The sequence below is a fragment of the Pedobacter sp. MC2016-15 genome, from assembly GCF_026239695.1.
Classification (GTDB): Bacteria; Bacteroidota; Bacteroidia; order Sphingobacteriales; family Sphingobacteriaceae; genus Pedobacter.
Window position 1 is genome coordinate 60,569 of record NZ_JAPIVS010000004.1, and the last position, 26,787, is coordinate 87,355.

22 protein-coding genes, 1 tRNA gene and 1 riboswitch are annotated in these 26,787 nt (G+C 43.8%); of the genes, 10 read left to right on the forward strand and 13 right to left on the reverse strand.

Features of this window, described 5'->3' with window-relative positions:
* Positions 1-70 precede the first annotated feature (70 nt).
* Positions 71-2,110: a M13 family metallopeptidase gene (locus OQY15_RS12865; RefSeq protein WP_265792170.1), complete on the reverse strand. Its 2,040-nt coding sequence runs from the start codon at positions 2,108-2,110 to the stop codon at positions 71-73.
* Between the two features lie 415 nt (positions 2,111-2,525).
* Here OQY15_RS12865 and OQY15_RS12870 point away from each other — a divergent pair, with 415 nt between their 5' ends.
* Positions 2,526-3,071, forward strand: a complete 546-nt coding sequence (locus OQY15_RS12870) for a GNAT family protein (protein WP_265792171.1) — start codon at positions 2,526-2,528, stop codon at positions 3,069-3,071.
* Between the two features lie 58 nt (positions 3,072-3,129).
* Entirely contained in the window at positions 3,130-5,805 is a 2,676-nt protein-coding gene (locus OQY15_RS12875) for a valine--tRNA ligase (RefSeq protein ID WP_265792172.1), read from the forward strand.
* Between the two features lie 60 nt (positions 5,806-5,865).
* Here the strand turns inward: OQY15_RS12875 and OQY15_RS12880 are convergent, their stop codons facing one another.
* On the reverse strand, positions 5,866-6,327 hold the full coding sequence (locus OQY15_RS12880; protein WP_265792173.1) for a type I restriction enzyme HsdR N-terminal domain-containing protein: 462 nt from the start codon (positions 6,325-6,327) through the stop codon (positions 5,866-5,868).
* A 55-nt stretch (positions 6,328-6,382) separates the two neighbouring features.
* Between OQY15_RS12880 and holA the strand changes: the two genes are divergently transcribed.
* Entirely contained in the window at positions 6,383-7,408 is a 1,026-nt protein-coding gene (holA, locus tag OQY15_RS12885) for a DNA polymerase III subunit delta (protein ID WP_265792174.1), read from the forward strand.
* Positions 7,409-7,427: 19 nt separating this feature from the next.
* Positions 7,428-7,832 (forward strand): EVE domain-containing protein, encoded by a 405-nt coding sequence (locus OQY15_RS12890; protein WP_265792175.1) that lies wholly within the window; start codon positions 7,428-7,430, stop codon positions 7,830-7,832.
* Between the two features lie 33 nt (positions 7,833-7,865).
* On the opposite strand, the gene OQY15_RS12895 is transcribed toward OQY15_RS12890, so the two are convergent.
* Positions 7,866-8,390, reverse strand: a complete 525-nt coding sequence (locus tag OQY15_RS12895) for an acyl-CoA thioesterase (RefSeq protein WP_265792176.1) — start codon at positions 8,388-8,390, stop codon at positions 7,866-7,868.
* A gap of 75 nt (positions 8,391-8,465) precedes the next feature.
* Between OQY15_RS12895 and OQY15_RS12900 the strand changes: the two genes are divergently transcribed.
* Positions 8,466-9,956 (forward strand): alpha-amylase, encoded by a 1,491-nt coding sequence (locus OQY15_RS12900; RefSeq protein ID WP_265792177.1) that lies wholly within the window; start codon positions 8,466-8,468, stop codon positions 9,954-9,956.
* On the opposite strand, the gene OQY15_RS12905 is transcribed toward OQY15_RS12900, so the two are convergent.
* Positions 9,949-11,211, reverse strand: coding sequence for a DUF5103 domain-containing protein (locus OQY15_RS12905; protein WP_265792178.1), 1,263 nt, complete (start codon positions 11,209-11,211; stop codon positions 9,949-9,951). The two genes, OQY15_RS12900 and OQY15_RS12905, sit on opposite strands and share 8 nt — an antisense overlap.
* On the reverse strand, positions 11,211-13,130 hold the full coding sequence (locus OQY15_RS12910) for an ABC-F family ATP-binding cassette domain-containing protein (RefSeq protein WP_265792179.1): 1,920 nt from the start codon (positions 13,128-13,130) through the stop codon (positions 11,211-11,213). The genes OQY15_RS12905 and OQY15_RS12910 overlap by 1 nt, the downstream gene beginning before the upstream one ends.
* A gap of 102 nt (positions 13,131-13,232) precedes the next feature.
* Here OQY15_RS12910 and OQY15_RS12915 point away from each other — a divergent pair, with 102 nt between their 5' ends.
* On the forward strand, positions 13,233-14,264 hold the full coding sequence (locus tag OQY15_RS12915; RefSeq protein WP_265792180.1) for a quinone-dependent dihydroorotate dehydrogenase: 1,032 nt from the start codon (positions 13,233-13,235) through the stop codon (positions 14,262-14,264).
* 205 nt (positions 14,265-14,469) lie between these two features.
* On the opposite strand, the gene OQY15_RS12920 is transcribed toward OQY15_RS12915, so the two are convergent.
* From OQY15_RS12920 to OQY15_RS12930, 3 genes are all read right to left on the reverse strand, one after another.
* Positions 14,470-14,652, reverse strand: coding sequence for a spore protein (locus OQY15_RS12920; RefSeq protein ID WP_265792181.1), 183 nt, complete (start codon positions 14,650-14,652; stop codon positions 14,470-14,472).
* A 35-nt stretch (positions 14,653-14,687) separates the two neighbouring features.
* Positions 14,688-14,761, reverse strand: a tRNA-Cys gene (locus OQY15_RS12925).
* 48 nt (positions 14,762-14,809) lie between these two features.
* A complete protein-coding gene (locus tag OQY15_RS12930; protein ID WP_265792182.1) occupies positions 14,810-15,559 on the reverse strand; it encodes a TrmH family RNA methyltransferase in 750 nt (249 codons plus the stop codon).
* Between the two features lie 83 nt (positions 15,560-15,642).
* On the opposite strand from OQY15_RS12930, the gene OQY15_RS12935 reads away from it, so the two are divergent.
* Positions 15,643-17,922, forward strand: a complete 2,280-nt coding sequence (locus OQY15_RS12935; RefSeq protein WP_265792183.1) for a BamA/TamA family outer membrane protein — start codon at positions 15,643-15,645, stop codon at positions 17,920-17,922.
* On the opposite strand, the gene OQY15_RS12940 is transcribed toward OQY15_RS12935, so the two are convergent.
* From OQY15_RS12940 to OQY15_RS12950, 3 genes are read right to left on the reverse strand one after another with little or no spacing between them, the layout of a single operon-like run.
* On the reverse strand, positions 17,919-18,449 hold the full coding sequence (locus tag OQY15_RS12940; protein ID WP_265792184.1) for a hypothetical protein: 531 nt from the start codon (positions 18,447-18,449) through the stop codon (positions 17,919-17,921). The genes OQY15_RS12935 and OQY15_RS12940 overlap by 4 nt on opposite strands.
* Positions 18,450-18,476: 27 nt before the next feature.
* The gene (locus OQY15_RS12945) at positions 18,477-20,798 is read right to left on the reverse strand and encodes a patatin-like phospholipase family protein (RefSeq protein WP_265792185.1); all 2,322 of its coding nucleotides are present in this window, start codon (positions 20,796-20,798) and stop codon (positions 18,477-18,479) included.
* A 23-nt stretch (positions 20,799-20,821) separates the two neighbouring features.
* On the reverse strand, positions 20,822-21,316 hold the full coding sequence (locus OQY15_RS12950; RefSeq protein ID WP_265792186.1) for a TspO/MBR family protein: 495 nt from the start codon (positions 21,314-21,316) through the stop codon (positions 20,822-20,824).
* Between the two features lie 52 nt (positions 21,317-21,368).
* Here OQY15_RS12950 and OQY15_RS12955 point away from each other — a divergent pair, with 52 nt between their 5' ends.
* From OQY15_RS12955 to OQY15_RS12965, 3 genes are all read left to right on the forward strand, one after another.
* On the forward strand, positions 21,369-21,917 hold the full coding sequence (locus OQY15_RS12955) for an acyl-CoA thioesterase (protein WP_265792187.1): 549 nt from the start codon (positions 21,369-21,371) through the stop codon (positions 21,915-21,917).
* Positions 21,918-22,002: 85 nt separating this feature from the next.
* The gene (locus tag OQY15_RS12960; RefSeq protein ID WP_265792188.1) at positions 22,003-23,958 is read left to right on the forward strand and encodes a glycoside hydrolase family 127 protein; all 1,956 of its coding nucleotides are present in this window, start codon (positions 22,003-22,005) and stop codon (positions 23,956-23,958) included.
* A gap of 63 nt (positions 23,959-24,021) precedes the next feature.
* Positions 24,022-24,119, forward strand: a riboswitch (SAM riboswitch).
* Positions 24,120-24,184: 65 nt separating this feature from the next.
* Entirely contained in the window at positions 24,185-25,357 is a 1,173-nt protein-coding gene (locus tag OQY15_RS12965) for a cysteine desulfurase family protein (RefSeq protein ID WP_265792189.1), read from the forward strand.
* On the opposite strand, the gene OQY15_RS12970 is transcribed toward OQY15_RS12965, so the two are convergent.
* Positions 25,308-26,261 carry a bifunctional helix-turn-helix transcriptional regulator/GNAT family N-acetyltransferase gene (locus OQY15_RS12970; RefSeq protein ID WP_265792190.1) on the reverse strand — a complete coding sequence of 318 codons (954 nt, stop codon included), beginning with the start codon at positions 26,259-26,261 and terminating at the stop codon, positions 25,308-25,310. The two genes, OQY15_RS12965 and OQY15_RS12970, sit on opposite strands and share 50 nt — an antisense overlap.
* A 219-nt stretch (positions 26,262-26,480) precedes the next feature.
* A complete protein-coding gene (locus OQY15_RS12975) occupies positions 26,481-26,753 on the reverse strand; it encodes a hypothetical protein (RefSeq protein WP_265792191.1) in 273 nt (90 codons plus the stop codon).
* Positions 26,754-26,787: the final 34 nt, after the last annotated feature.

Sequence of the window (26,787 nt, forward strand, 5' to 3'; positions counted from 1 at the left end):
TACTTACCAAACGAAAAGCGCCGCCCTGGTATGATCCGGGGCGGCGCTTTTGCTCAGGTGTGGTTCTGGCTTACCACATTCTGATTCTGTCTTCTGGTTTTTTGTACAGCTTATCGCCTGGCTGCACATCAAATGCTTTATACCATGCATCCATATTTACAGGTGCACCGATTGTTCTGAACTCACCCGGAGAGTGTGGATCAGTTTTAATCAGCTGTGCAGCACTTTCAGGAAGGATATTTCCTCTCCATACCTGTGCCCATGACAGGAAGAAGCGCTGGTCAGGAGTAAAACCATCAATTTTCTCGTTAGACTGACCTTGTTTAGTAAGTTTGAAAGCTGTGTAGGCAGCATTTAAACCACCCAGATCACCAATATTTTCGCCCATCGTCAGTTTACCGATAACGTGTACCGTATCCAGCACGGTGTAGGCATCAAACTGTTCGCCCAAAGCTTTGGTTTTAGCTTCAAAGTTTTTACGGTCTTCAGCTGTCCACCAATTGCGCAGGTTACCATCTTTATCATACTGGCTACCACTATCATCAAACCCGTGCGACATTTCGTGCCCAATTACAGCACCGATACCGCCATAATTAACAGCATCGTCTGCATCAGGAGCAAAGAAAGGGAATTGCAATATCCCGGCAGGGAAAACAATCTCGTTCATGGTAGCACTGTAATAAGCATTCACCGTTGGAGGTGTCATGCCAAATCGCGTACGGTCTACAGGTTTTCCAAGTTGTGATACCATTTCTTTATATCCCCAAACGCCTGTATTTCTCAGGTTTTGGAAATAAGTAGTACGCCCGATTGTCAATCCATCATAGTTTTTCCACTTCTCTGGATAACCGATTTTTGGAACAAATGCATGCAGTTTCGCCAGCGCTTTTTCTTTGGTAGCATCACTCATCCATTCCAGGCCTTTAATACGGATTTCAAATGCCGTACGCAGGTTTTTGATCAGCTCAGTCATCCTGGCTTTTGCCTCTGGTTTGAAGTATTTTGCTACATAAAGCTGGCCTAACAACTCACCAATTGCGCCGTCAGTTAATGACGACATGCGTTGCCATCTTGGTGTTTCTACCTTCTGACCTGTCTGAGCCTGGTTGAAAGCAAAGCTGGCCTTCACAAATGGAGAACTCAAACTTCCGGCTGAACCTTTCAGTACTGACCATTGCAGGTATGTTTTCCAGTCGGCCACACTTACATTTTTCAACATTCCGTCTAAAGCGACAAAGAATTTAGGCTGTGATACCAAAACTGTATCCTGCCCTGTTACCATTAATTTTGGTAAAATGGCATTCCATTTCAGGTTTGGAGTAGTAGCGCTGAAATCGGCTACTGTAAACTTGTTATACGTTTTATAAGGATCACGCATCTCTACGCGGGGCATCTGCGCTTCGGCCAGAGATTTTTCAATGGCCATTACCGTTTTTGCTTTTTGCTCCGCTTCAGCAGCAGAAGAGCCTGTAAGGGTAAACAGGGTAGTCAGGTAGGTTGTGTATGCCTGGCGGATCTTTACAGAACGGGCATCATCTTTCAGGTAATAATCGCGGTCGGGCAAAGTTGTTCCTCCCTGTCCCAGAGATACTACATATTTTGTTACATTTTTTCTGTCCTGTGCTACGCCGAAGCTGAACATTGGCGATCCGATACCTGATGTGCGCATCGATATTGCTTCATCGATCACACCCTGCAGATCTTTAATCTTGCTGATTCTTGCAAGATCAGCCTTGATCGGTGTGTAACCTAACTTTTCGATGGTTGCTGTATCCATTGCTGCGGCGTAAAAATCTCCTACGCGTTTTTTAACGGATCCTGCCGGGGCAGACTGATCAGCTGCTGCATCTTCCACGATACTTTTTACGGCATTGATATTAAAATCCCGGAGTTCATTAAAACTTCCCCAGCGTGTTTCTTTTGCAGGAACAGGGTTGTTCTTGATCCAGGTACCACTTGCGTACTCATAGAAATTATCTCCTGGTTTTACAGTCAGATCCATATTTGCAGGATCAATGAATTTTTTTGGCGCTTGTTGAGCATAGGATGTATAGCTTGCTGCTATAATGCCTAAGGCTGCCATGCAGCTTTTCAGATGTTTAGGTTTCATTGCTTTCAGTTAATAACAGGTACCTCAAATAAACCCTGTCAGGAATGATATAACAGGTTGAGTGGTACCGAAGGCTGAAAGTAATAAAATGTAGCTGCTAAAAGGTATTCTAATAAAAATATTACCTGTTAAACCAATAGTAGATCTTGGTCAGGCCGAGCTTTTTTATGATTAATCCCGGGAGTAGGGATACTTTGATCGTTTTCATAGCTGGATAATAATGAATTATATAGTATTAACATATTTTAACATTTATTATTGTGTGGATGTTAAAAATTATATTAATAGTCTCAGTAATTTGTGTCATACGACCCTCTTCCGGATTTGTTTCAGGCTGCGGTATCCCCAGCAGCTTTTCTTATTTACTATATTTGTGGCTGAACATAGAACCAAATACATACAACTGAACGCATAAATGGCTGAATTAAAATTTTTTACAGCGCGCTTAAAGCTAAGATTAGTGGAGATGGCAGATCTTGAAGCCATACATCTGCTGCATCATCTTGCAGAGACAGACCAATATAATACCCTGGGTATTCCCAAAGATCTCGAAGAAACAAATATTATCGTGGATGGCTGGATCAGCGACCATCAGAAACGTACCATCAAGAATTACACCTTTACAGTGGAATTTGAAAAAGGTGGTTTTATTGGTCTGATCGCCCTGAAACTTTCCTCTTCCAAATTCAACAGTGCAGAAGTTTGGTATAAGATCAACGTAGAACACTGGAATAAAGGATATGCTACCGAGGCCATCAAAGCTGTGATTGGTTTTGGTTTCGGCCGCTTAAAGCTGCACCGTATTGAGGCGGGCTGTGCTGTAGAAAACCTGGCTTCTATCCGTGTGCTGGAAAAAGCGGGTATGACTCAGGAGGGTAGAAAAAGGCAGATATTGCCGCTTAAAACCGGCTGGATGGACAGTTTTGAATTTGCAATTCTCGATGAAGAGTGGAAAGCATAAACATTCTCCTTCAAAAATCTTATTTTTGTAGTTCAACCCCGATATTTTTTATACGATAATGAGCATTTCTACTAAATACGATCCTGCCGAAACCGAAGATAAGTGGTACAGCTATTGGATGGAAAAGAACTTTTTTCATTCAGAACCTGATGAGCGTGAGCCTTATACAATTGTAATTCCTCCACCCAATGTGACTGGAGTCTTACACATGGGCCATATGTTAAACAATACGATTCAGGATGTGATGATCCGCCGTGCCAGGATGCAGGGAAAAAATGCCTGCTGGGTACCAGGTACAGACCATGCTTCGATTGCTACTGAAGCCAAGGTGGTAGCGATGTTGAAGGAGAGGGGCATCAGTAAGAAAGATCTTACGCGTGAAGAATTCATGGCTTATGCCTGGGAATGGAAAGAGAAATACGGAGGCATCATTCTGGAGCAGCTGAAGAAACTCGGCGCCAGCTGTGATTGGGAGCGTACGCGCTTTACGATGGAGGATGACCTCTCGGAAGCGGTGATCGACTGCTTTGTAGATCTTTACAAAAAGGGCAGGATTTATCGCGGTATCCGTATGGTAAACTGGGACCCTGCCGGGAAAACCGCAGTTTCTGATGAAGAGGTAATCCGTAAAGAGGTAAATCAAAAGCTTTATTATATCAAATACTCTATCGCTCCGGCCAGTGCCGATGGTGATGTAGAATACCTGACAGTTGCTACTACACGTCCGGAAACGATAATGGCGGATGCAGCGATTTGTATCAACCCTAATGATGAGCGTTATACACATCTGAAAGGTAAAACAGTATTCGTACCCCTGATCAACCGTGAGATTCCCATCATTGAGGATGAATATGTGACAATGGATTTTGGTACGGGTTGCTTAAAAGTAACACCTGCACATGATCTTAACGATTATGAACTGGGCGTAAAACATAAACTTCCGGTTATCGATATCCTGAATGATGACGGTACCCTGAATGAACTGGCTGTGATCCTGGTAGGCGAAGACCGCTTTATCGCAAGAAAGAAAATTGCGGTGCTGCTGGACGAAGCCGGTCATCTGGAGAAGGTGGAAGATTACAAATCACAGGTAGGATTCTCTGAGCGTACAGATGCAGCAATAGAGCCAAAACTGTCAATGCAGTGGTTCTGCAAGATGGACGAGATGGCAAAACCTGCTTTAGCCGATGTGCTCAATGGTGAGGTGAAACTGATCCCGGAGAAGTTTGTAAATACTTACCGTCACTGGATGGAGAATGTGCGCGACTGGAATATCAGCCGTCAGCTATGGTGGGGTCAACGTATCCCGGCATGGTATGATGATAAAGGCAACTGGGTAGTAGCCAAGACAAAAGAAGAAGCACTGAACGAGTTTCTTAAAGTAAAAGATATCGATGGCAAATTCTCTGAAGAGGAAGCCAATGGTTTTAAACATCAGCTGGCGCCTTTTATCAGGCAGGATGATGACGTGATGGATACCTGGTTCTCGTCATGGTTATGGCCGATATCAGTTTTCAATGGCTTTAAGGAGCCGGGAAACAAGGACATCAATTATTATTATCCTACAAATGACCTGGTGACTGCTCCGGAGATTCTTTTCTTCTGGGTGGCACGTATGATCATGGCAGGGCATGAGTTTATGGGTAAAAAGCCCTTTACCAATGTATACCTGACAGGGATCGTTCGTGATAAGCTGGGACGCAAAATGTCGAAATCCCTTGGAAATTCTCCTGATCCGATCGGCCTGATTGAGAAGTACGGTGCTGACGGGGTGAGGGTTGGTATGTTATTGTGCTCTCCTGCTGGTAACGACCTGATGTTTGATGAAAGTTATTGTGAACAGGGCAGGAATTTTGCCAACAAAATATGGAATGCCTTCCGTCTGATCAAAGGATGGGAAGTGGATGAAACATTGCCAAATCCTAATGAGCAGGCAATCCTGTGGTTCGAAAACCGCTTCAATGAAGCATTGGCCGAAATTGAAGATAACTTTAATCAGTACCGTTTATCGGAAGCGCTCATGACTACCTATAAACTGGTATGGGACGATTTCTGTGCCTGGTATCTGGAGATGGTTAAACCTGTTTATCAGCACCCGGTTGATGCCGCTACACTGAAGGCTACTATCGGATTTTTTGAGAAGGTATTAAGCCTCCTGCATCCTTTCATGCCTTTCCTTACTGAAGAGCTTTGGCATGATGAGATCTTTGGTGTAAAAGGTGAACTGGACTGCATTATTGTAGCGCCATACCCTGTTGTAGGTACTGCTGATGTTGCACTGCTGAAAGATGTGGAAACCGTAAAAGGGATTGTTGCAGAAGTGCGTAATATCCGTAACACCAAACAGATTTCACCAAAAGAAGCCCTGCCCCTGTGTATCAAAGTCAATTCTGCTATTGCCTACGATAAATGGTTAACGATCATTTCCAAACTGGCTAATATTACTGAGGTTGATTTTGTGAATGATAAAGTAAGCGGTGCCTCGGCATTTATGGTAGGGAACGATGAGTTCTTTATCCAGCTGAATGAAACTATCGACGTGGAAGCTGAGAAAATTCGTTTAAATGCAGAGCTGACGTATTTACAGGGATTCCTGAAATCAGTGGATGCAAAGCTGGGCAATGAGCGTTTTGTACAAAATGCCAAGCCTGAAATTATTCATAACGAAAGAAATAAGAAGGCTGATGCGGATGCAAAGATTAAGATTATCGAAGAGTCCTTAGCTGCGCTGTAGATTCAAAACGTAAAGACATACAGATACTATGATGCATAGATATCTGTATGTCTTTTTTATTTAGAGCGACTGGTATTCTGGTAATTCCTCAAAAAACCGGAATGCGGAGCTGATGTGGTCAATTTGTGCATAACAATGTTTCAAGCCATTAGTCACCACCAGCCACCGGGCCTTGTGTATAGAATTATATCTTGCTGCCTGGTCAAATACTGCCTGAGAAATTTTTACTGCGGGCGCCTTACATTCAATGACCATAATCCGTTCTCCGGAAGTATTAAAGATCACAATGTCGGTGCGCTTTTGTAACTGGTTTAGACTCAGTCCGCCTTCAATTTGTATCAGTGACCTCGGAAACTTTTTATCTTTGATCAGGTACTGGATAAAATGTTGCCTTACCCATTCCTCAGGTGTGAGAACAAGATGTTTCTTCCTTACCTCATCGAATATAAAATGCTGGTCTTCTTTCAGCGTAATCCTGAATGGATAGGGCGGAAGATTCAATGCTGTTGGTGTAAATGCCATTTGTGCAAAAATAACCTTTAATAATTAGTTTGAAGCCGTTACATTTGAATAATTTATGACTGCTTCCGATATTATAAAAGACCTTAAAGCTAAAAAGTTTAAGCCTGTATACCTCCTGCACGGTGAAGAACCGTACTATATTGATCAGATCATTCATTATATGGAACAGCATATTCTGAACGATATGGAGAAGGGCTTTAACCAGACGGTTTTGTATGGTAAGGATACTGATATGGCCACAATTCTCAATGCGGCAAAACGGTATCCGATGATGTCAGACTACCAGCTGATTGTGGTCAAGGAAGCGCAGGACCTCAAATGGTCTAAAGAAACAGAAGGAAGCAGTAAGCAGGCTGAGTTTGTACAGAGCTATTTTGAAAACCCGCTCAGCAGCACGATCCTGGTACTGGGCTACAAATATGCGAACTTCGATAAACGCAAAAAGCTGTTCAAATCGATCACTAAAAATGGTGTGGTCTTTCAGTCAGACCCTGTCAGGGATTACAAACTTGCCCAGTGGATCGAAGACCTGGTAAAGGAAAAGGGGATGAAGATCGCTCCTCAGGCTTCGGCCCTGATGGCAGAATATCTGGGTGCAGACCTGTCCAAGATCTCCAATGAGCTGGAAAAACTGATGCTCAATATCAGTAAGGAAACGACTATCGATACTGACCTCATTCAAAAAAACATAGGTATAAGTAAGGAGTATAATGTGTTTGAGCTACAGAAAGCACTGGCAGCCCGGAATGTATTGAAGTCAAACCAGATCATCAACTACTTTGCTGATAATCTCAAGGCTAACCCCATGGTCATGGTTATGGCAAACCTCAATTCTTACTTTTCAAAGATTCTGAAGTACCATTATCTTCAGAATAAAAATGATGCGGCCAAAGAGCTGGGTGTAAACCCTTACTTTGTGAAGGACTACGAGCTGGCGGCGCGGAATTACAACATGAACAAAACCTTTGATATCATCAGCTTGCTGAGAGAATATGACCTCAAAAGCAAGGGTGTTGACAGTACGGGAAATGTTACCGATGGCGAACTGTTAAAAGAGCTCCTGTTTAAAATGATACATTAATTTACCCTTAAATAAAACAATGAACTATTTTTTAGTTAAATCTGAACCTTTTAAATATAGCTGGGAACAATTCAATAAAGACGGGCGTACCTTCTGGGACGGTGTAAGAAACTACCAGGCCCGCAATAATATCAAGCTGATGAAAGAAGGCGACCTGGTTCTTTTTTACCATAGCAATGAAGGAAAAAATGTGGTTGGTATTGCTAAGGTAGTAAGGGAGTTTTACCAGGATCCCACTACAGATGACGCCAATTGGGTAGTGGTGGACTTGTCGCCGGTAGAAACACTTAAAAATCCTGTCTCACTGGAGCAGATCAAGGCTGAAGAAAGCCTGAAGGATATTTCGTTGGTAAAACAGGGCAGGCTATCAGTCATGCAACTGAAAGCTACAGAATTTGATAAGATCCTTGAAATGGGCAGCTAAAATATTTGCAGCACTGTTTACAGTGCTGCCTGTTTAGTTTTCTTTAAAAAATAGCGCCTTAAGTTCTTTGGCATCACTTGCGTCCATCTTGCCTGCCAGGATCAGGCGTAACTGCCTTCTCCTCAACGCACCGGCAAACAGTTCAATCTCTTCTTCAGTCTCCGGAGAAAGCTCAGGCACCGGAATAGGACGGCCACTCTGGTCTACTGCCACAAAAGTATAAAAGGCTTCGTTCGATTTGATACGGGTACCGGAAGGGATATTTTCCGCCCATACATCCATGCGCACTTCTACGGAAGTATGAAAAGCACGGGTAACCTTGGCCTCAATCGTGATCACATCCCCCAGTTTTATCGCATGCTGAAACGATACATTATCCACTGACGCGGTTACCACGATCCTGTTGCAATGTTTCTGTGCAGAAATCGCTGCGGCGATATCCATCCAGTGCAATAACCTGCCCCCCATCAAATTATTCAGGGTATTGGTATCGTTTGGTAAAACCAGTTCATTCATCACTGTGAGTGAATTTTTAGGATGTTTAGCTTTTGTGCTCATATTGGCTGCAAAAGTAAACAAAAAACTGCCAATCATGTTATGTCTGTGCGCTCATAGAAAAACGTATATCGAATAATGATTAATCAAACTCTGGTTCAGTATTTTCACTGGTACTACAACGACGAAATAAAATTATGGAAGAAAGTCTCTGCTGAGGCTAAATCACTGAAAGACTTAGGAATAACCGGAGCGTGGCTGCCGCCAGCCTACAAATCGACAGAAGGGGAAAACTCTGTAGGTTACGATTGTTACGACTTGTTTGACCTCGGGGAGTTCGACCAGAAGGGGAGTGTTCCTACCAGGTATGGTACCAAAGATGAATACCTGCAGGCAATAAAGGCACTGCATGATCAGGAGATCATGGTGGTTGCCGATGTAGTTTTTAACCACAAGGCCGGAGCAGATGAACTGGAAAAGATACCTGTGAAACGTGTCAATCCTGAGAACCGCGCAGAACTCATCTCTGATCAGTTTGAAATTGAAGCATGGACTAAGTTCACCTTCCCGGGCAGAAAGGGAAAATACTCAGAATTTATCTGGGATAAAAGCTGCTTCAGTGGTATCGACTGGGCAGAGGACCTTCAGGAGACAGCCATTTTCTCCATACAAAATGAATATGGTGAAGGCTGGGAAGATGTCCCTTCTGATGAGATGGGCAATTATGATTATCTGATGTTTAATGATATCGAGTTCCGCAATAAGGCCGTCCGTGAGGAATTGAAGCGGTGGGGAGAATGGTATTATGAAACCTGCAGCATGGGCGGATTCAGGCTGGATGCCGTAAAACATATCTCTCCCAGATATCTGGCAGAATGGCTGGATCATATGAAGGGTAAATATGAACGGGATTTCTTTATCGTTGCCGAGAACTGGATTCTTGATGATGTGCAGAAACTCAGAGATTATGTAGATGTTACTGAAGGCAGGATGCAGCTCTTTGACTCTATGCTCCACCACAACTTCTACGAAGCAGGCAAACAGGGAAGTGAGTATGATTTGGGGCAGATTTTTACCAATACGCTGGTAGAATCACATCCGCATTTGTCAGTTACCTTTGTGGATAACCATGATTCACAGCCCCTGCAGTCGCTGGAGGCCTATGTGGATTTCTGGTTCCGTCCATTGGCTTATGCACTGATCTTATTGAGGGAACAAGGCATACCATGTGTATTTTATCCTGATTTGTATGGTGCCAAATACATCGATAAAGATACGGATGGCAACGATGCCGATGTAGAACTGATTGGCGTGCCCCATCTGGATGTGATGGTGAGGCTGCGCCGCGATGCCGCACATGGTATCCAGCGCGAATATTTTGACCATCCCAATTGCATTGGCTTTACCAGGGAAGGTGATGCTGAGCATGAAAATTCAGGGCTGGCCGTTGTGTTAAGTAATGGGGAAGAAGGCTTCAAACATATGGAAATGGGACCGGCACAAGCAGGTAAAGTATTTGTGGATGCTTTGGGCTACAAACCTGAAGAGGTTACTGTAGGTGAAGATGGATGGGCAGATTTCTCCTGCCAGGCGGGCAGCGTTTCTGTCTGGGTGCTTAAAACTACTTAGCAGTAGAGACCATCTGATAACCAATCAACTCATCCCAGCGGCTGCCAGGTCTGCGATAATAAACAAAGGCCTGGTAGTCGTTCTCAGTTTCAAAGAAAGAACCCTCAAAAGAGGTATTGTCAACTTTGCCTGTTGCATTGTCTTTCCATATATACTGGTAATCATAAACACCCTGTTTAAGGTACAGCTCAACAAAAAACTTCTTTTTTACTGCATCAAATTTCAGTTTGTTTTCCTCTCTGAGCGTGTAGTTGTTAAACCTGCCCGTTACGTATATACTTCCGTTATCTGAAGGCGTTTTGGAGTTTAGTGTAAAGAGCACATGCTCATAATCACTGTCAGTATCGTTATCAAGGTTGTCCTGGTTGCGCACAAAGAAGGCACCGTTATCATCGTTATACTGCGAATATTTTGGTGCATTCCCATTCTGGTCCTGAAACAGGACGATATGGTTTGTGCTGTCCATGAAGATCTCCTGTACACGTTCACCCTTATAACGCAGGCTGCGTGCATCAAATTTCCTGAACTCATTGCTTCCCGGAAAATCATTACTTCCCAGGTCATTGTAAATCACAGATCCCGGTTTTACAAATGTGGGCTTAGTGTTCAGAATGGCAGTGAGTGGGTTGCCATTCTGCATGAGCACCATTTTTACATCTGAATATGGATTTTGGATCGTGATTGTGTAACTGACTGTAACATTCAGTTTCTGGTTGCTGAACCTGAGAGACACCTCATTGCTGGGCATGATCTGAGTGTTAATATTTACCTGTTTGTCGGTAATAAAAAAGCGCTGTGAGCAGACCGGTTTTTTCTGGTCGCCATCCTCATACACTTTCAGCAGGTAGTTGCCGGAGAGTTTCGGTTTGATCTGGTCGTTCGGTAGGCTCAGTGTATAGTGTGTAAACTTCTGCAGGGTTTTGGAAGAATAGGCATAGTCTACAATCCTGTCTTCAGTAGTGCCATCCAGATAATCCAGGGCGGATATTCCTGAGGGTTTCCAGTCGTACGTACAGTGTTCTACCGTATACCAGTAATTTTTACTTCCCCCGCGCAGATCGTCAAAAGAGAAGGATAACTTCTCGGAAGAGCCCAGGGTAATGACCGGAAGGGATTGCTCTTTTTGTGCATTGAAACACTGTACAGTTTTAATCTGAGTGTTATACACCTGGTTATCGTACACAAACTGCTGCTGTGCGGCGGCAATCTGCAGGATGAACAAATTCAAAAAGAGCAATACTCCCTGTTTAATCATTAGTTGCTTTCAAGTTCCATAATTTCAGCAGCCAGTTCTTCCCATTTATTCTGGGCCGTATCCAGCAGCTGCTTTGCAGTCAAATATTTTTTGTTGGCCTCAGCAAGCTTGGCCTGATCACTGTATACTGTCTCGTCAGCAAGCTGAGCTTCTACAGCTTTCACATCTTTATCCAGCTGGACAGTTTCCAGTTCGATCTTCTGTAGCTGATCATTAAGTTTTTTCAGCTGCTGCTGACTGTTCGCTGTTACTGGTTTCGCTTCAGCTTTTGGCTTCACTTCTTTCTCTGCGGGTTTTACAGGAATATTTTTTGCTGCCGGAATTACACGTTTGCTGTTCCAGATCTCATATTCTGCGTAGGTACCCGGGTATTGTTTGATCTGCTCTTCTTCGATGAACCAGATTTTGTTGGCTACATTATCCAGGAAATACCTGTCGTGAGATACCGCGATAAACGTTCCTTCGAACTGTTTTAATGCCTGGATCAGGATGTTTACAGACTGTATGTCCAGGTGATTCGTCGGCTCATCCAGGATGAGGAAGTTGGAATCTGTTGTGAGCGATTTCGCCAGGGCAACCCGCGACTTTTCTCCTCCGGAAAGGACTTTGATTTTCTTGAACACGTCATCCCCGGTGAAGAGGAAACATCCCAGGATTGAGCGTAATTCTGTATCCGTATGTTTTGGTGCAAAGGCCTGCAGTTCCTCCAGGATGCTGTTCCCGAGGTGCAGCGACTCCAGCTGATGCTGTGCAAAGAAAGTTGTGGTTACGTTATGCCCTGTTTCACATGATCCCTCAAATTTCTCTACGCCGGCAACCATTCTCAATAAAGTCGATTTTCCTTTACCGTTGGCACCGATCAGGGCAATTTTATCGCCCTTCTCAATCACTGCTTCTGCGTTTTCAAGGATATCTATATTTGGATATTTCTTTGTGGCATTCTCAATTCTCACCACGTGACGGCCCGACGGTTTGGTGAACTTGAAACTGAAGTTTACCGTAGGGTTGTCGTCATCCACATCCTCTACACGTTCCAGTTTGTCCAGTGCCTTCATACGTGACTGCGCCATTTTTGCCTTACTTGCCTTGGCCTTAAAGCGCTCAATCAGTTTCTCTTCCTGCTTGATCTTGGCCTGCTGATTCTTAAACTCACCTTTCTGGATTTCACCACGCAGTGATTTCTCCTCCAGGTAGAAGGTGTAGTTTCCTGCATAGGTAGTCAGTTTGCCCTTACGTGATTCCACGATGCGGTTGACGATCTTGTCCAGGAAGTACCTGTCGTGAGAAACGATCACAATGGCACCTTCAAATCCTGAGAGATATGTTTCCAGCCATTTGATGGAAGGTAAATCCATGTGGTTGGTAGGCTCATCCAGCAAAAGGATATCGGGTGTCTGCAAAAGGATCTTTGCCAGCATAACACGCATTCTCCATCCTCCTGAGAAGGTATTCAGCGGGCGGTGCTGATCTTCAGTACTGAAACCCAGACCTGCAAGGATCTCATTGGCTTTGTACTCGATATTATATCCGTCCAAAGCCTCAAACTCCTGCTGCTTATCGCTCAGTTTGTTAAGAACTTCTTCAGAATAATCTGTTTCAATCTTTTTTAAGAGTTCTTCGATTTCGTCATGTATCTGGTTCTGGCGCTCAAAGGCTTCCATGGCGACATGCAGAATCGTATGATGGGATTCGTAAGAAAGTAAATCCTGGTTCAGATACCCGATTTTCAAGTCCTTGGACATGGAAATGCTTCCTGAAGAAGGAGCGTATTCTCCTACAATTATTTTTAATAAAGTGGATTTTCCCGTTCCATTGGCACCAATTAAGCCAATTCTTTCTCCTGGTTTAATGTGCCAGTTTGCTTCGTCATATAAAGCCCTGGAACCTATGAGGAATGTTAAGTCGTTTATCGAAATCATGTTAGGTGCAAAAATACAATTTTTAGGCGCATATTGTTTGATATTCAGCGGTAACTACATCCAAAATCTACGTTTTTATTACATATTCTTTATCTTCGTGGCATGTATCGCCTTATTAAACCCATCTTTTTTCAGTTTGATCCTGAGAAAGTTCACCATTTCGTAGTAAAGAGACTGCAGTGGTTTCATGAACATTTCCCGCTGGGAAAAACTATTTTACGCAGCAGCTTTGATATCCATATCAAAGGTTTGGAACGTGAAGTATTTGGAATCAAGTTTAAAAACCCGGTGGGACTTGCGGCCGGCTTTGATAAAAATGGGGAGTATGTAGAAGCTTTGAGTGATCTTGGATTTGGCTTCATCGAAGTAGGTACAGTTACACCTCTGCCACAGCCTGGCAATGATCTGCCGAGGATGTTCAGGTTGCCTGACGACTCTGCGCTGATCAACAGGATGGGTTTCAACAACAAAGGTGTGGACACGCTGGCGGAAAGGCTACGCGCCTTAAAAGCCAAGGACAAGTCCATCGTGATCGGTGGGAACATCGGGAAGAATAAAAATACCCCTAACGAGGATGCTGTAAGCGATTATGTGAAGTGTTTTGACCGCCTCTTCGATGTGGTGGATTATTTTGTGGTGAATGTCAGTTCTCCCAACACTCCGGGCTTAAGGGCACTGCAGGAAAAGGAGCCTCTAACGCAGCTTTTAAGGACCCTGCAGGAGCGTAACCATAAAAATGGTGTTACTCGTCCGATCCTGTTAAAGATTGCGCCGGACCTCACGAATGAGCAGCTGGATGACATTGTTGAAATAGTGAAAGATACCGCTATCGCTGGTGTCATTGCTACCAATACCACGATCGACAGAAGTGGTTTATATACTGCACCGGAGTTATCTGCCGAAACGGGTGGGCTGAGCGGCAAACCATTGACGAAACGTTCCACAGAGGTGATCCGTTACTTATCAGAAAAATCAAACAAAGCATTTCCGATTATCGGGGTAGGGGGTATTCATTCTCCGCAGGATGCTAAGGATAAGTTAGAAGCTGGGGCTTCGCTTGTTCAACTTTATACCGGCTTCATCTACGAAGGACCGGCTATTGTAAAGAGAATCTGTAAAGAACTGGTAAAGTAATAGCTTTACCGGAGCTTGCTTTGGATGAGTGAGACACCAATAAGTTATTCATGTGAGATTAGTCCGAGTTTTGTATCAAAAAGTCGGACTACTGTCGGACTAGTGTCGGACGACTGTCTTATTTATACCGAACAAAGTCCGGGCATAGCCCATAAAAAAACCCTTCAGGATTTCCTGAAGGGTTTTTGTTTTTTAACAAAAAAACTTAAGCTTTTAAAGCTGCAGAAAGTTGATCCAACAACAGGTTGTTTTTAGCTAACTGATCTTTTGTAGACTGTTTTGAACGGCTACCTAATTCAATGTTTGTAGCTAACTTCAAAGTTTTAACTTCTAAACGTGAAGTTACGTGGTTTTGTCTGTCTTTTCTTTTTAATCTGGTAACTGCCATGGTCTTAACCTTTATATTTTTAATTTAAATAAATCTGGAGGTCGAGAGCGGATTCGAACCGCTGTACGAGGTTTTGCAGACCTCTGCCTAGCCACTCGGCCACTCGACCTGTTGAAATTCAGGCTGCAAAAATAGCAATTAATACTTAAGTTGCAATTTATTTCTTCATATTTCTGCTAATATCTGCACAAAATATTGCTGCGGATACCGCAACGTTCAAGGATTCAGCATGTCCCACTCTTGGAATAGTTACCGGGCGACTGATTAAATCAACAATCTCCGGACTCACGCCCTGTCCTTCATTTCCCAGAATCACCAATCCTTCATCGCCCCACTGTGTTTCATAGAGACTGCTGCCATTGAGCATCGCCCCAAATACGGGTATGCCTGCTTCTTTTATCAAATCCGGAAGATTCTGGTAGCTCACCTTTACCCTGCACAAAGATCCCATAGTGGCCTGTACAGTTTTAGGGTTGTACACCTCCACAGTATTCGAAGAGCAGATCACATGCTCAATTCCAAACCAGTCGGCCGTTCTGATGATCGTACCGAGGTTCCCCGGGTCCTGAACACCATCCAGCACCAGGCTGAACTTGTTCCTTAGTGTATTCAGGTCAATCGCAGTAGTTTGAGGAATGTTAACCAGCGCCAGGATGCCTTGAGGGGCCTGCAGGGTGCTTATCTTTTCCAGTTCGGCACTCGTTACTTCAAATAACTTTATATTTGCTGGTAATTTAGGTAGTAAAGGTTGATATTGTGGGAGAAAATATACACTATGAATCTCATAATCTGAGGGTATAAACTCCACAATAGATTTTATTCCTTCGATAATAAATATCCCATGCTCTTTACGGTACTTTTTTTGATGTAATGATTTTATAAAACCTATCTGAGACTTTGAAAGCATATCCTATTTATAAAAATAAATTCCATTTTCCCGCAATATTACTATTTATTATTCTTTTTATATGCGCCTGTTCCTCTACAAAGTTGATTGAAGATAACCAGTCGATCGTAAAAAAGGTAGAAATTGATAGTATTCCGGGTAAGTATAAAGAGGAGGCATTAAACTATATTCAGAAAGATATCCGTCCTGCCTCAAGGCTGGGAATCAACGTGGGACTGTACAATATCTTTTACACGCTTTTTAAAACCAAGTCTGTAGGTAAACCTGCTCCTTTACTGGATAGTACGCTTGTAGAGATCTCCAGAAACCAGATCGAGAAATACCTGATCAGCAAAGGCTTCTTCATGGCCAAAGTGAAGTCGGAGATCCGTATCAAAAAGCAGCGTGCTCAGGTAGATTTTAAAGCCAATACAGGTCCTGCATTTCGTATCGCAAAAGTAGATTATGCTATCCCTGATTCTGCAGTACGCCAGATCTATATGAATGGGAAATCGAAGTTTACCCATCTTCATCCAGACATGCAGTACGATGACGACTCCCTTGCCTATGAGCGTGAACAGATTTATGAGGTAATGAAGGAAAACGGATATTATGATTTTTCCCGTCCCTATGTTCGTTTTACGGTAGATTCTGCACTGCGCAACAGCACTACTCATGTGAAGCTTTTTATTGATGATCCGGATTCTGTAAAACACAAGCAGTACAAAATCGGGGAGACAAACATCGTGATCGCACCAACCACAGAGGGTTTCCCGGATTCCATCAAGCTGAATGACCGTATCTTCAGAGGCCTACGTTATACAGATTTATCAAAACGGTTCAGGAGAAACCCCATAGTGAGGTATGACTTTATCAAAATGGGTGAAACTTATGATATCTCCAAAGAAAACCTGACCTACGACAGGCTCTATGAACTCAATGTATTTAAGAATGTGAAGGTAGAATACGTGAAGGATAAGGATACCGCAAAATTAAATCCTGTGATTCAGCTGATACCACAGAAACGCATGAGCAACAGGGTGGAAGGTGAGGTGCCCTTTAATGCCGGGACGGTTGGGTTTACGATCAGTAATACCTATGTGAATAACAATATTTTCAGGGGTGCAGAACGTTTCGAGTTCCAGGTCAAGGGTGGATTGCAGTCGAGGATAGGACAGGGAGGTTCATTATTTACGGATATCTATCAGCGTGATTTCTCCCTCAGTGCCAGTCTCGCGGTGCCAAGGCTGATGGTTCCCTTTGAGATCCCTATGATGGGCAAAAATGGAATGCCCTACACGATATTCTCTACCAGTTACGTCTTCTCGCTTCAGAAAGACCTTTTTGTAAGGCGCGTATTTCTGAATTCACTGACCTACCAATGGGTAGAGACAAAATCAAAACTGCATTCATTCACACCACTGAACTTTGAATATCGCTTTGGTGGTCTGCTGATCGACTCCAATACTGTCGAAGGACAAAATATATTCCGTGATTATCGCTATAACATCACGCTGCTGGCCAGAAAAGATATCACCCTGGGTATGAAATATGCCTACACTTTAAATGCCAACAAACTCCTGATCCCGGGCAACAGCTTTGTGTATTTCAGGGGGAACATTGATATTGCAGGTAACGGACTTGCTGCTGCCAATAAACTATTTGGCAGCAAACACAACCCTACAGCGGGAGATTATGCAAGCGTGCTGGGGCTTCCCTATAACCAGTATGTTCGTCCGGAGGTGGATATCCGCTGGTATAAAAATATAAGTGAAACGAGGCAGTTTATTGCACGTATCAATGGTGGGGTGGGATATGCCTATGGAAACTCTACGGCCATTCCTTTTGAAAAACTTTTCTTCGCCGGTGGTGCAAGTGGTGTACGGGCATGGCAGGCAAGAACGCTGGGGCCCGGTAATTATAACCGTGGCGACAGGCTTACTACTGAGGAAGCGAGAACAACTCTGTATGGTATCGACCAGCTTGGGCAAATGCATATCGAGGCCAACCTCGAATACCGCTGGAGGCTGCTGGATAACTTCTTCGGCTCTAAGCTAAACGGGGCGGCGTTTTTAGATGCCGGAAACGTATGGAATATCTCTTCGGGTAATTCACAGCCAGAGACCTATTTTGATTTTAAAAACCTGGGCAACCAGCTTGGTGTAGGTACCGGAATGGGCTTAAGGTACGACCTGCAGTACTTTGTGTTCAGGTTTGACGTAGGTCTTAAACTCAGAGACCCGCAGTTTGCACCAGCAGACCAGTGGGTGATCAAAAAGATGTTTAGCGGTACCAGAGATTTTAAGAGAGACTACCTGGAGAGAAACAGCCCTGACGGATACCATTTCTTCCAGTATAATTTCGGTATCGGCCTGCCTTTCTAAAAGGCTCCCTTCAAGCTGTCAAAGATAGATTCAAAGAAGGTTGACAGGTGCAGACCATTGCTATGGTTAAAATAAATATAGACCAGCAGGATAATGACCACAATGATAATCAGTTTTCTGAAAGCAAAAGCCAGGAAGATCAATATCAAAGGAAACAGTACCATCCATAAACTATTGATCGTAAATGGGTTCAGGCTGCCGTCTTTTTTATAAATATACAGCAGCTTGCTGTGTGTTCCCGCGTCATTCTGGTGTTTGATATATACAAAGGAGGATTTGTCAAGCTGCATTGGCAGTATGGCCACACCATCATTGAATTTCAGCTGCTGTGTAAATCCGCTTACCGTAAAGGTGTAAAGACCATTGATAGTTTCTACGGGCTGCTCCAGTGAATCTGCCGCAATGATTGCCAGTTTGCTGTTTTTTAACAGGCTTTCCTTGACGATGAAATTATTGATATCTGATTTTTGGGCAAAAACTGATAAAGAGATCAGTGAGAGTAACAAACAGTAGAAGATCGTTTTCATTTTTTATCCTTGAGATTTATTTTTTTGCTATTCTATAGATCGTTTATTGTAGATCAGATAGCCCAAATGTAATAAAATGCCGTTTCTTTTTATCGGATCATCATACAAATTATAGCTGAGGCTTACCGGTCCCACAGGTGTATGATAAACCAATCCGGCAGTACCGGCATAATGCAGCCGGTTAAAGGTGGGGGAGTTCTTTACTTCCTGAAAGCCAATCTGCGTAATTTCCTGATAAGGCAGGAACACAAATGCCTCAACTCTGAAGTCTATATTTCTTCGCAGTCGGTAGACATTCTTCAGTCCTCCTGCCAGGTAGGTTGATGCCCTGAACTTTTCAAGGAAGAGGGAACGGCTGTCCTGTAATGGATAGAATGCCGGACTTGCCAGTAATGTTGCATAGTAATTGGAAAACAAAGGCTGACTAGACACTACGCCCTCTGCGAGATAACCCAGCGTATAGTTGCCCTGCTGGAAAAAATAATTTTCATCACTGATCTTAAGGCTGAACCACTGTCTGAACTTGCGGAACTCAGTAATGTCTGACACGACGGCCGGAACATTCCGGGATATATTTCCGGGGGTATAATTCTCCTTGCCGGTGAAGTAATTTACAGCAAAGAGGAAGTTGCGACCCTTGTTCGCATATTGTTTACGGTTGAAGGTGTTCTGCTCAAAGGTTACGCCGGACCGTAATCCGTTGAATATGGTCTGGTCTAAAATATCTCCTGTATTGAAGCTGTTGGTGGGACTGTAATTATCGTCATTATTGATAAATGAGGTGCTCAGCGTGATCCTGGTATTGCGGTTGAGCGGGATGCCGGCTTTGATCTCGATCTTTCTGTCCGACTGCTCGATATAGGTCGGATGTGGGTTTTCGATGAAGATCTTACTGGTATTGTAGTAATTGAAGTGATTATAGGTGAATTCTGCAGCAAGAAAAAAGGGCAGGCGCGAAGGATAATCTATACGTGCATTCAGCTGGGCAGATTCATAAAAACGGCCGGAATAAAACTCGGTGCCAAAAGTATAGGCTTTGCGGTCGAGGTAATTGTACTGCAGCCCCAGAAAGACAGTACTGATAGGTCTGCTGGAGATATTTCCGCCGAGATCGAGTTTAAAGCTTCTCTTTGGCTGTGCCACAATTTCGAAGGTATAGCTGTCAGAAGTTGGGCTGTAAGAGATCTTGGGATAGATGGTTTCAAAGGTTTCATCTGCCACCAGCTTGTAGTATCCCTGCCGGATATCAGCCAGGTCGAACGTAGACTTATCCCGTTTAAAAAGTCGCTGGATATACCGTTTCTGCTGACTGTTCACGCCCGTAACCAATACCTCAGTAAATCTGAGCTGAGGCTTTTTGTTGTTAAAAGTATTTCTTCTGATGGCAAGGTCCTGAGGTTTCGTCCTGCGCTTTACCTCCTGCAGCAGTCTTGGCATGTCGGCCATCGCTGCATCATAACCTTTCCTAATCAGCTCTGCCACGGGGTAAAAGTTACTGGCACTGTAATCCTGAACATCAGGCTGTATATATGTCCCATTGTCGCCAATCAGCGTTGAGTCTGATTTTGCAAGGAACATAAACATCATCAGGCGGTTCATCAGTCGCTCATCACCCGTCTTTGGATATTCCTTGAAATTCTTGGCAGAGACATTTACTCCGATCATATAATCAGGATTAAATTCCTTTTTCATAATATCGGCAGGGAAGTTATTGTATAAACCGCCGTCAAACACATATTTGTTGTCCAGTTTGATGGGTCTGTAAATCAATGGTACCGTCATCGTGGCACGTACTGCTTCTGCCAGACTACCATTTTTTACCGTAATACTGGTCTGTGAAAAAACGTCTGAAACCATACATCGGTAAGGCACAAACAGGTCGTCAAAGTTATCCTTTGCGATTGCTGAAGCCTGTGAAAGGAGCTCTATGAGTGCAAAATTCAGCGGGATGTCATTCACGAGGTTGTTTCTGATACTCATTCTGAGTGAGGTATCCACCTGTATCTTTGCAGTAATCAGAGATGCATTGGTGCTGCTCTTCTGGAAGTAGTAGCTGTAATCGCTTTTGTAACGGCCATTTACCCAATCCTGAAACTCTGTGGTCAGTGCTATTTTTTCAATCTGAGCTGGTGAATACCCTGCGGCATATAAAGCGCCCACGATGCCGCCCATGGAAGTGCCTGTGATGTAATCGATAGGGATGTGATTTTCTTCGAGGGCCTTCAGGGTGCCGATATGTGACAGTCCTTTTGCGCCTCCACCACTCAATACGAGGCCAACCTTCTGGCCATAAGCGTGAAATGCCCAGAAACAGATGATGAACAGGAGAAGTTTTCTTGAAGAGATCACTTCCCTAAAATACAGGTTTTCTTTCAGACCTGATTCAAAATATAAATATTATAGTTGAGGATCGCAGCAAAACTTACCCATAGAAAATAGGGTATGAACAATAATCCAGCAGTTTTATCAATCTTATAAAAGACCATCCCGTTGATGACTATGACAGCGAGCAGGGTGATGATTTCGATGAGTGCCGCACCTATCAGATGGGTATAAAAGAATAGGAAAGACCACATCAGATTCAGGATCAGCTGTATGAAATAAATGGCAGCCGTTCTCGGAAAATGTTTGATTTGTGCCCTCTTCTGCCAGACGAGGTATGCGGCGATACCCATCAATAGGAATAAGACCGACCATACAGGGCCAAATAGCCAGTTGGGGGGATTAAATGAAGGTTTTGCAATACCAGGATACCAGGTTTTCACTGATCTGACAGTGATGAATCCACCCAGGGCACCGAAAATCATCGGGATGAGAATATGAATAAAAAAGGGTATAAACTGAAATCGTTTCTCTGGGCTCTGCATAGCTACAAATTTGTACAAAAAAAACTAAATTGCAGCCCTAATCCCATTGTCAATGCAAGTCTTTAAACCTGTCGCAGATTCTCAGATTACACTTACAGAGCTGATGATCCCTTCCTATTCTAATTTTGGCGGTAAGATCCATGGAGGCATTATTTTAAGTTTAATGGATAAGGTGGCCTATGTATGTGCGGCCAAACATTCTGACGGCTATTGTATCACTGCCTCGATTGATGTGGTGAACTTCCTGGCACCGGTAGAAGTGGGAGAGCTGGTATCATTAATGGCTTCGGTAAACTATGTGGGCAATACCTCAATGATTATCGGCATCAGGGTGATTTCAGAAAACCTGAAAACACATGTGGTAAAACATACCAATACAAGTTATTTTACGATGGTCGCGATCGGGGATGATAACCGCCCGAAGCAGGTGCCCGGACTGACACTTGGCAGCCAGGATGATATCAGGCGCTTCTCACAGGCCATGCACAGAAAAGAACTTAAAGATACGTACAAAAAGGAAGAGGCAGAGCTGAAGAAGGTGTACGACAGGGATAGCTTCCTCGAGGTGTTACAAAACGAACGCTGCCAGATTTCTTTATAGCGATATTTTTAATCGTCTTTGTGACGTTAAATGCCTTTTATTCAGAATCTGTTTGGTACATTAGTGTACCAATATATTTAGAGATATGAAGAGTTCAGCAATTGCTTTACTGCTGGGACTGAGCGTTAGCAGCTTAGTCTTTGGACAGGAAAAGGATTATCCCATTCAGCCTTTATCCTTTACTAAAGTACAACTTGAGGATACTTTCTGGTTACCCCGCATAGAAACGAACCGTACTGTCACTATTCCGGCATCCTTTGCCCGCTGTGAAAACACAGGCCGCATCAATAACTTCAGAATGGCAGCGGCAAAAAAGGGGAAGTTCTGTACTGTGTTTCCTTTTGATGATACTGATATTTACAAAACGATTGAAGGGGCTTCCTATTCCCTGGCCTTACACCCGGATGAAAAGCTGGGCAACTATGTAGATTCTTTGATCACTACGGTGAAAAATGCACAGGAGCCGGACGGTTATCTCTATACAGCACGCACAATTGACCCGCTGCATCCCCATAAATGGGCGGGTGCCGAACGCTGGGTAGAAGAGAATAATATGAGTCATGAACTCTACAACTCCGGGCATCTTTTTGAGGCTGCGGCAGCACATTATCAGGCTACCGGAAAGCGCAACCTCCTGGATATAGCTTTGTTCAATGCTGATCTGCTGGTACAAACTTTTGGGCCGGGCAAAAGACACGTAGCCCCGGGACACGAAATCGTAGAAATGGGACTGGTGCGGCTGTACCGTATTACAGGGAAACAGGATTATCTACAGCTGGCGAAGTTCTTTATCGATGAACGGGGGAAAAGAAAATACGATAAATCGAGCAGCGATGTCTGGAAAAACGGCAGCTATTTCCAGGACGATGCGCCTGTGACGGCTCAGGATCAGGCAGAGGGGCATGCCGTCAGGGCCATGTATTTATATAGCGGCATGGCCGATGTTGCAGCCTTAACGGGTGATCAGGCTTATATCGAGGCCATCGACCGCATCTGGAATAATATGGTTGCTAAGAAGATTTATGTGCAGGGAGGGATAGGAGCGGTACCAAACGGGGAACGTTTTGGCGGAGATTACGACTTGCCTAATGCCACGGCTTATAACGAAACCTGCGCAGCTATAGGTAATGTGTATTGGAACCACAGGATGTTCCTGCTGCATGGGGATTCGAAATACGCTGATGTCATGGAGAAGGTGCTCTACAACGGGCTGATATCAGGGGTAGGCCTCGATGGAAAGTCCTTTTTTTACACCAATGCATTACAGGTAACGAAGGGATTTACGCATAAAGATCTTGAAGCCGGACGTTCCGGATGGTTTGAATGTTCGTGCTGCCCAACCAATATCGCACGCTTTTTACCTTCATTACCAGGTTATATGTATGCACAGCGTGATCAGGATATTTATATCAATTTATATATCAGTGGCACTGCGGATCTTCAGATCGCCGGCAGGCCTGTAAAGATTGAACAGCAGAATGATTATCCCTGGAATGGATTACTGACTTTCCATGTCATTCCTCAGGCGGAGCAGCAATTTACCTTACGCTTCCGCCTCCCGGGCTGGACAAAAAATGAGGCTATACCTTCGGATCTGTATAGTTTTAAAAAAGCATCAAACAAACCTGTTGTCATAAAGGTGAATGGGCAGCCGGTAAAGTATCAGACTGAAGCCGGATATGCGTTGATCTCCCGCACATGGAAGCCGAACGACCTGGTGCAGATGGATCTGCATATGGAAGTACGCCAGGTGGTGGCCAGCAGGAACTTAAAAGATAACATTGGTAAATCAGCTCTGCAAAGAGGTCCGCTGGTTTATTGCGCCGAATGGAAGGACAATGGGGGTAGGGTGAGCAATTTGCAGTTACCCGCTAATGCTGTGTTTAAGGCACAGTTTGAACCGGATTTGCTGGGAGGGGTAAATGTGCTGAAGGGTAAAGCTTTTACGGCCATTCCATATTATGGTTGGGCAAACCGCGGTGAGGGCGAAATGACGGTCTGGTTTCCTTCTGCAGCAGGCACGAAAAAAATATCAAAATAAATTATACTAAATTGGTAGACTATACTTATATTTGCTCTTAATAAACAGTTCTTAAATTTATTTTACTTATCCAGAAAGACTGAGGGAAAGGCCCTGTGAAGTCTTAGCAACCTGTATTTACAAGGTGCTAAATCCTTCCGCTATCAGCGGATAGATAAGAACATTTCCATCTGCCTCTCTGCATAAGTTTATTTAATATTTAATCACCTTTAAAAAATTGATGGAAATGAAAATTTATCTTGACAACGCAGCCACTACCCCTCTAAGCATTGATGTTTTCCAGGCTATGCAGCCATATTTCTTCGAAAATTTTGGTAATCCCTCATCTGCCCATCATTGTGGCAGGGATGCAAAAACAGCGGTTGAGAAATCAAGGAAGGTGATTGCGGAGCTGTTAAATACGACACCAGAACATATTATCTTCACCTCAGGTGGTACCGAAGCTGACAACACGGCTATCCTCTCTGCCATTCGCGAAAATCAGATCAAACTGGCTATTACGACGCCATTCGAACACCATGCCGTGCTCAATACGCTGAAAACGCTTCAACAGAACGGGGAGATCGAACTGGTATTTCTGGAACATGATGACCGGGGAAACTTGTCACTCTCGCACCTGGAGCAGTTACTGGCTGCGGGAGAAAGGGCTTTTGTCTCAGTGATGCACGGAAATAATGAGGTGGGTAACCTGAATGATATTGATGAAATCGCTGAAGTCTGTAGTAAGTACAGTGCTGTTTTCCATTCAGACACTGTACAAACCATGGGGCAATATGTGTATGATACACAAAAGCTCAAAGCGGACTTCCTCGTAGGATCGGCCCATAAATTCCACGGCCCAAAGGGTGCCGGATTTTTATACAAACGTTCTTCTGCAGCAATACGTCCCTTTATTAACGGAGGTGCCCAGGAAAGCAGCCAGCGCAGCGGAACGGAAAACGTAACCGGCATCGTAGGACTGGCAAAGGCGCTTGAAATCGCTTACGAAAACAGGGATGCCTACCAGAAACATATCGCTGATCTTAAGGAACGGATGATCTATAAACTCAATGACGCTATTCCGGGCGTCAGATTTAACGGTAACTCTGCGCAGAAAAACCTGAGCCTCTCCACTGTACTCAGTGCAGCTATCCCTCAAACTCTTACCGGTGCTTCTCCTCTTGATTATCTGGATATCTTCCAGATCTGTGCTTCCGGCGGTAGTGCCTGCAGCAGCCATTCTGCCACAGGCTCACATGTACTCCATGCGCTGGGTACTGATCCTTCACGCAGCACGATCAGATTTTCTTTCAGCAGATACAATACTGCGGAAGAAGTAGATTATGTGGTGGATAAACTCGCAGATCTTTTTAAGCTATCACCAGCTCCATTTGAATATTACAACGTTCGTACGGCGTAGCGCGCCCTGCAACTTTTTCAAAACCCAGTTTATGGTAGAGATTAATTGCAGGCTTTAAGAGGGTGTTGCTTTCCAGATAAATTTTGGCAGCACCCATCGTTTTCGCCTTGCTGATCACTGCCTGGGCCAACAGAAAACCGATGTTTTTTCCCTGCGCCTTTGGTGAAACGGCCATCTTGGCCAGCTCATAGTCGTAGTCCGGATCATCCATTTTTACCAGTGCACATACGCCAAGGGGCTCATTGCCGATCAATGCCACCAGGATTGATCCGCCTTTGTTAAGGATATAGCTTTCGGGATTATCCAGTGCCTTATAATCGGCTTCTTCCATTTTAAAATAAGTGGAGATCCATTCTTCATTTAAGGCACGGAAGGCCGTCTGGTACTCCGGTTTGTAATCGACGATCTGAACGTTTTCACTTTCGCGTTTCTTGCGGTGTTCTTTCACCCTGGTCAGCAATGATTTTTGCTCGAGGATAAATTCCCATTCTTCAATGGCTTTCCACAGGTTGTGATTGGTCTGTTCAGAGATCTGATCTATGGCTGATTCCAGATCTGTAAACTGATGCTGGATTTTCTCATTGATCTCAGCTCCTTTTTTGGAAAGCTTCACAATACTTCTTCTGCCATCAGCTTTGTCTTTTTTTTCTATGATGAGACCTTTCTTTGTCATCTCGCTGATGATCTTGCTCACTGAAGGGTGGGAGTGCCTGATTTCTTTTGCAATGGCCGTGATTGTCTTTTCTTCTCCCTGTGACAAAACATAGAAAACGGGAAACCATTTGGGCTGAAGATCAACTTCATACAGGTTGTAAATATGTGCAGCGTCTTCTGTTATTTTCTCGGTAAGCATGCGTAGTCTGCTTCCTATTGCGATCTTTCCAACTTTATCAAAAAATTCCATGAGTATATATGGTAGGTAATTATGTAATCAGTTACGTAAATGTACTGTTCTTTATAATCCCAGCTCAGGAAAGTTTTGTTTTTGAGATTTCAGTGACATTGCAGAGAAGATGTGATGATGGCATCTGTAAAACAATGCCCGCGTGGATACGCAATGTAGAATCGCATTAAACAGTCCTTCTAACAGAGGACTGTTTAATTGACGATAAAGATGGATGTCTTATACTTTTTCGGTTTCTGCCGGCTGCGGTTCTGCTTCAACAATTGCAGCATCTTCTTTCGTCATGAAAGCAGATTTATCGATCCTGAGATCCTTTGCAAGTTTTTTTGCCAGTTGTTTCGATCCTTTTTGAATGTCTTTGTTAAGTTTTTTTGATCCTTCTCCAAATTGGGCTGCTAAATCCTTCAGGCTTGCTTCCAAACTCAAACGGATATCTTTTTCTGCGGTTTTCCTGGCTGATTTTACCAGAGATTTAAGCTTACTTTTTTTCATATATCTTTGCTGTTACCCCAAAGATATGTTATAT

Coding starts and splice junctions, on each gene's coding strand:
- OQY15_RS12905 (WP_265792178.1), bottom strand. CDS start 11,211: ATGATTAAACAGGGAGTATTGCTCTTTTTGAATTTGTTCATCCTGCAG.
- holA (WP_265792174.1), top strand. CDS start 6,383: ATGACTGCTTCCGATATTATAAAAGACCTTAAAGCTAAAAAGTTTAAG.
- OQY15_RS12875 (WP_265792172.1), top strand. CDS start 3,130: ATGAGCATTTCTACTAAATACGATCCTGCCGAAACCGAAGATAAGTGG.
- OQY15_RS12890 (WP_265792175.1), top strand. CDS start 7,428: ATGAACTATTTTTTAGTTAAATCTGAACCTTTTAAATATAGCTGGGAA.
- OQY15_RS12930 (WP_265792182.1), bottom strand. CDS start 15,559: ATGCTTTCAAAGTCTCAGATAGGTTTTATAAAATCATTACATCAAAAA.
- OQY15_RS12895 (WP_265792176.1), bottom strand. CDS start 8,390: ATGAGCACAAAAGCTAAACATCCTAAAAATTCACTCACAGTGATGAAT.
- OQY15_RS12865 (WP_265792170.1), bottom strand. CDS start 2,110: ATGAAACCTAAACATCTGAAAAGCTGCATGGCAGCCTTAGGCATTATA.
- OQY15_RS12870 (WP_265792171.1), top strand. CDS start 2,526: ATGGCTGAATTAAAATTTTTTACAGCGCGCTTAAAGCTAAGATTAGTG.
- OQY15_RS12955 (WP_265792187.1), top strand. CDS start 21,369: ATGCAAGTCTTTAAACCTGTCGCAGATTCTCAGATTACACTTACAGAG.
- OQY15_RS12960 (WP_265792188.1), top strand. CDS start 22,003: ATGAAGAGTTCAGCAATTGCTTTACTGCTGGGACTGAGCGTTAGCAGC.
- OQY15_RS12910 (WP_265792179.1), bottom strand. CDS start 13,130: ATGATTTCGATAAACGACTTAACATTCCTCATAGGTTCCAGGGCTTTA.
- OQY15_RS12940 (WP_265792184.1), bottom strand. CDS start 18,449: ATGAAAACGATCTTCTACTGTTTGTTACTCTCACTGATCTCTTTATCA.
- OQY15_RS12970 (WP_265792190.1), bottom strand. CDS start 26,261: ATGGAATTTTTTGATAAAGTTGGAAAGATCGCAATAGGAAGCAGACTA.
- OQY15_RS12965 (WP_265792189.1), top strand. CDS start 24,185: ATGAAAATTTATCTTGACAACGCAGCCACTACCCCTCTAAGCATTGAT.
- OQY15_RS12880 (WP_265792173.1), bottom strand. CDS start 6,327: ATGGCATTTACACCAACAGCATTGAATCTTCCGCCCTATCCATTCAGG.
- OQY15_RS12975 (WP_265792191.1), bottom strand. CDS start 26,753: ATGAAAAAAAGTAAGCTTAAATCTCTGGTAAAATCAGCCAGGAAAACC.
- OQY15_RS12900 (WP_265792177.1), top strand. CDS start 8,466: ATGATTAATCAAACTCTGGTTCAGTATTTTCACTGGTACTACAACGAC.
- OQY15_RS12950 (WP_265792186.1), bottom strand. CDS start 21,316: ATGCAGAGCCCAGAGAAACGATTTCAGTTTATACCCTTTTTTATTCAT.
- OQY15_RS12920 (WP_265792181.1), bottom strand. CDS start 14,652: ATGGCAGTTACCAGATTAAAAAGAAAAGACAGACAAAACCACGTAACT.
- OQY15_RS12915 (WP_265792180.1), top strand. CDS start 13,233: ATGTATCGCCTTATTAAACCCATCTTTTTTCAGTTTGATCCTGAGAAA.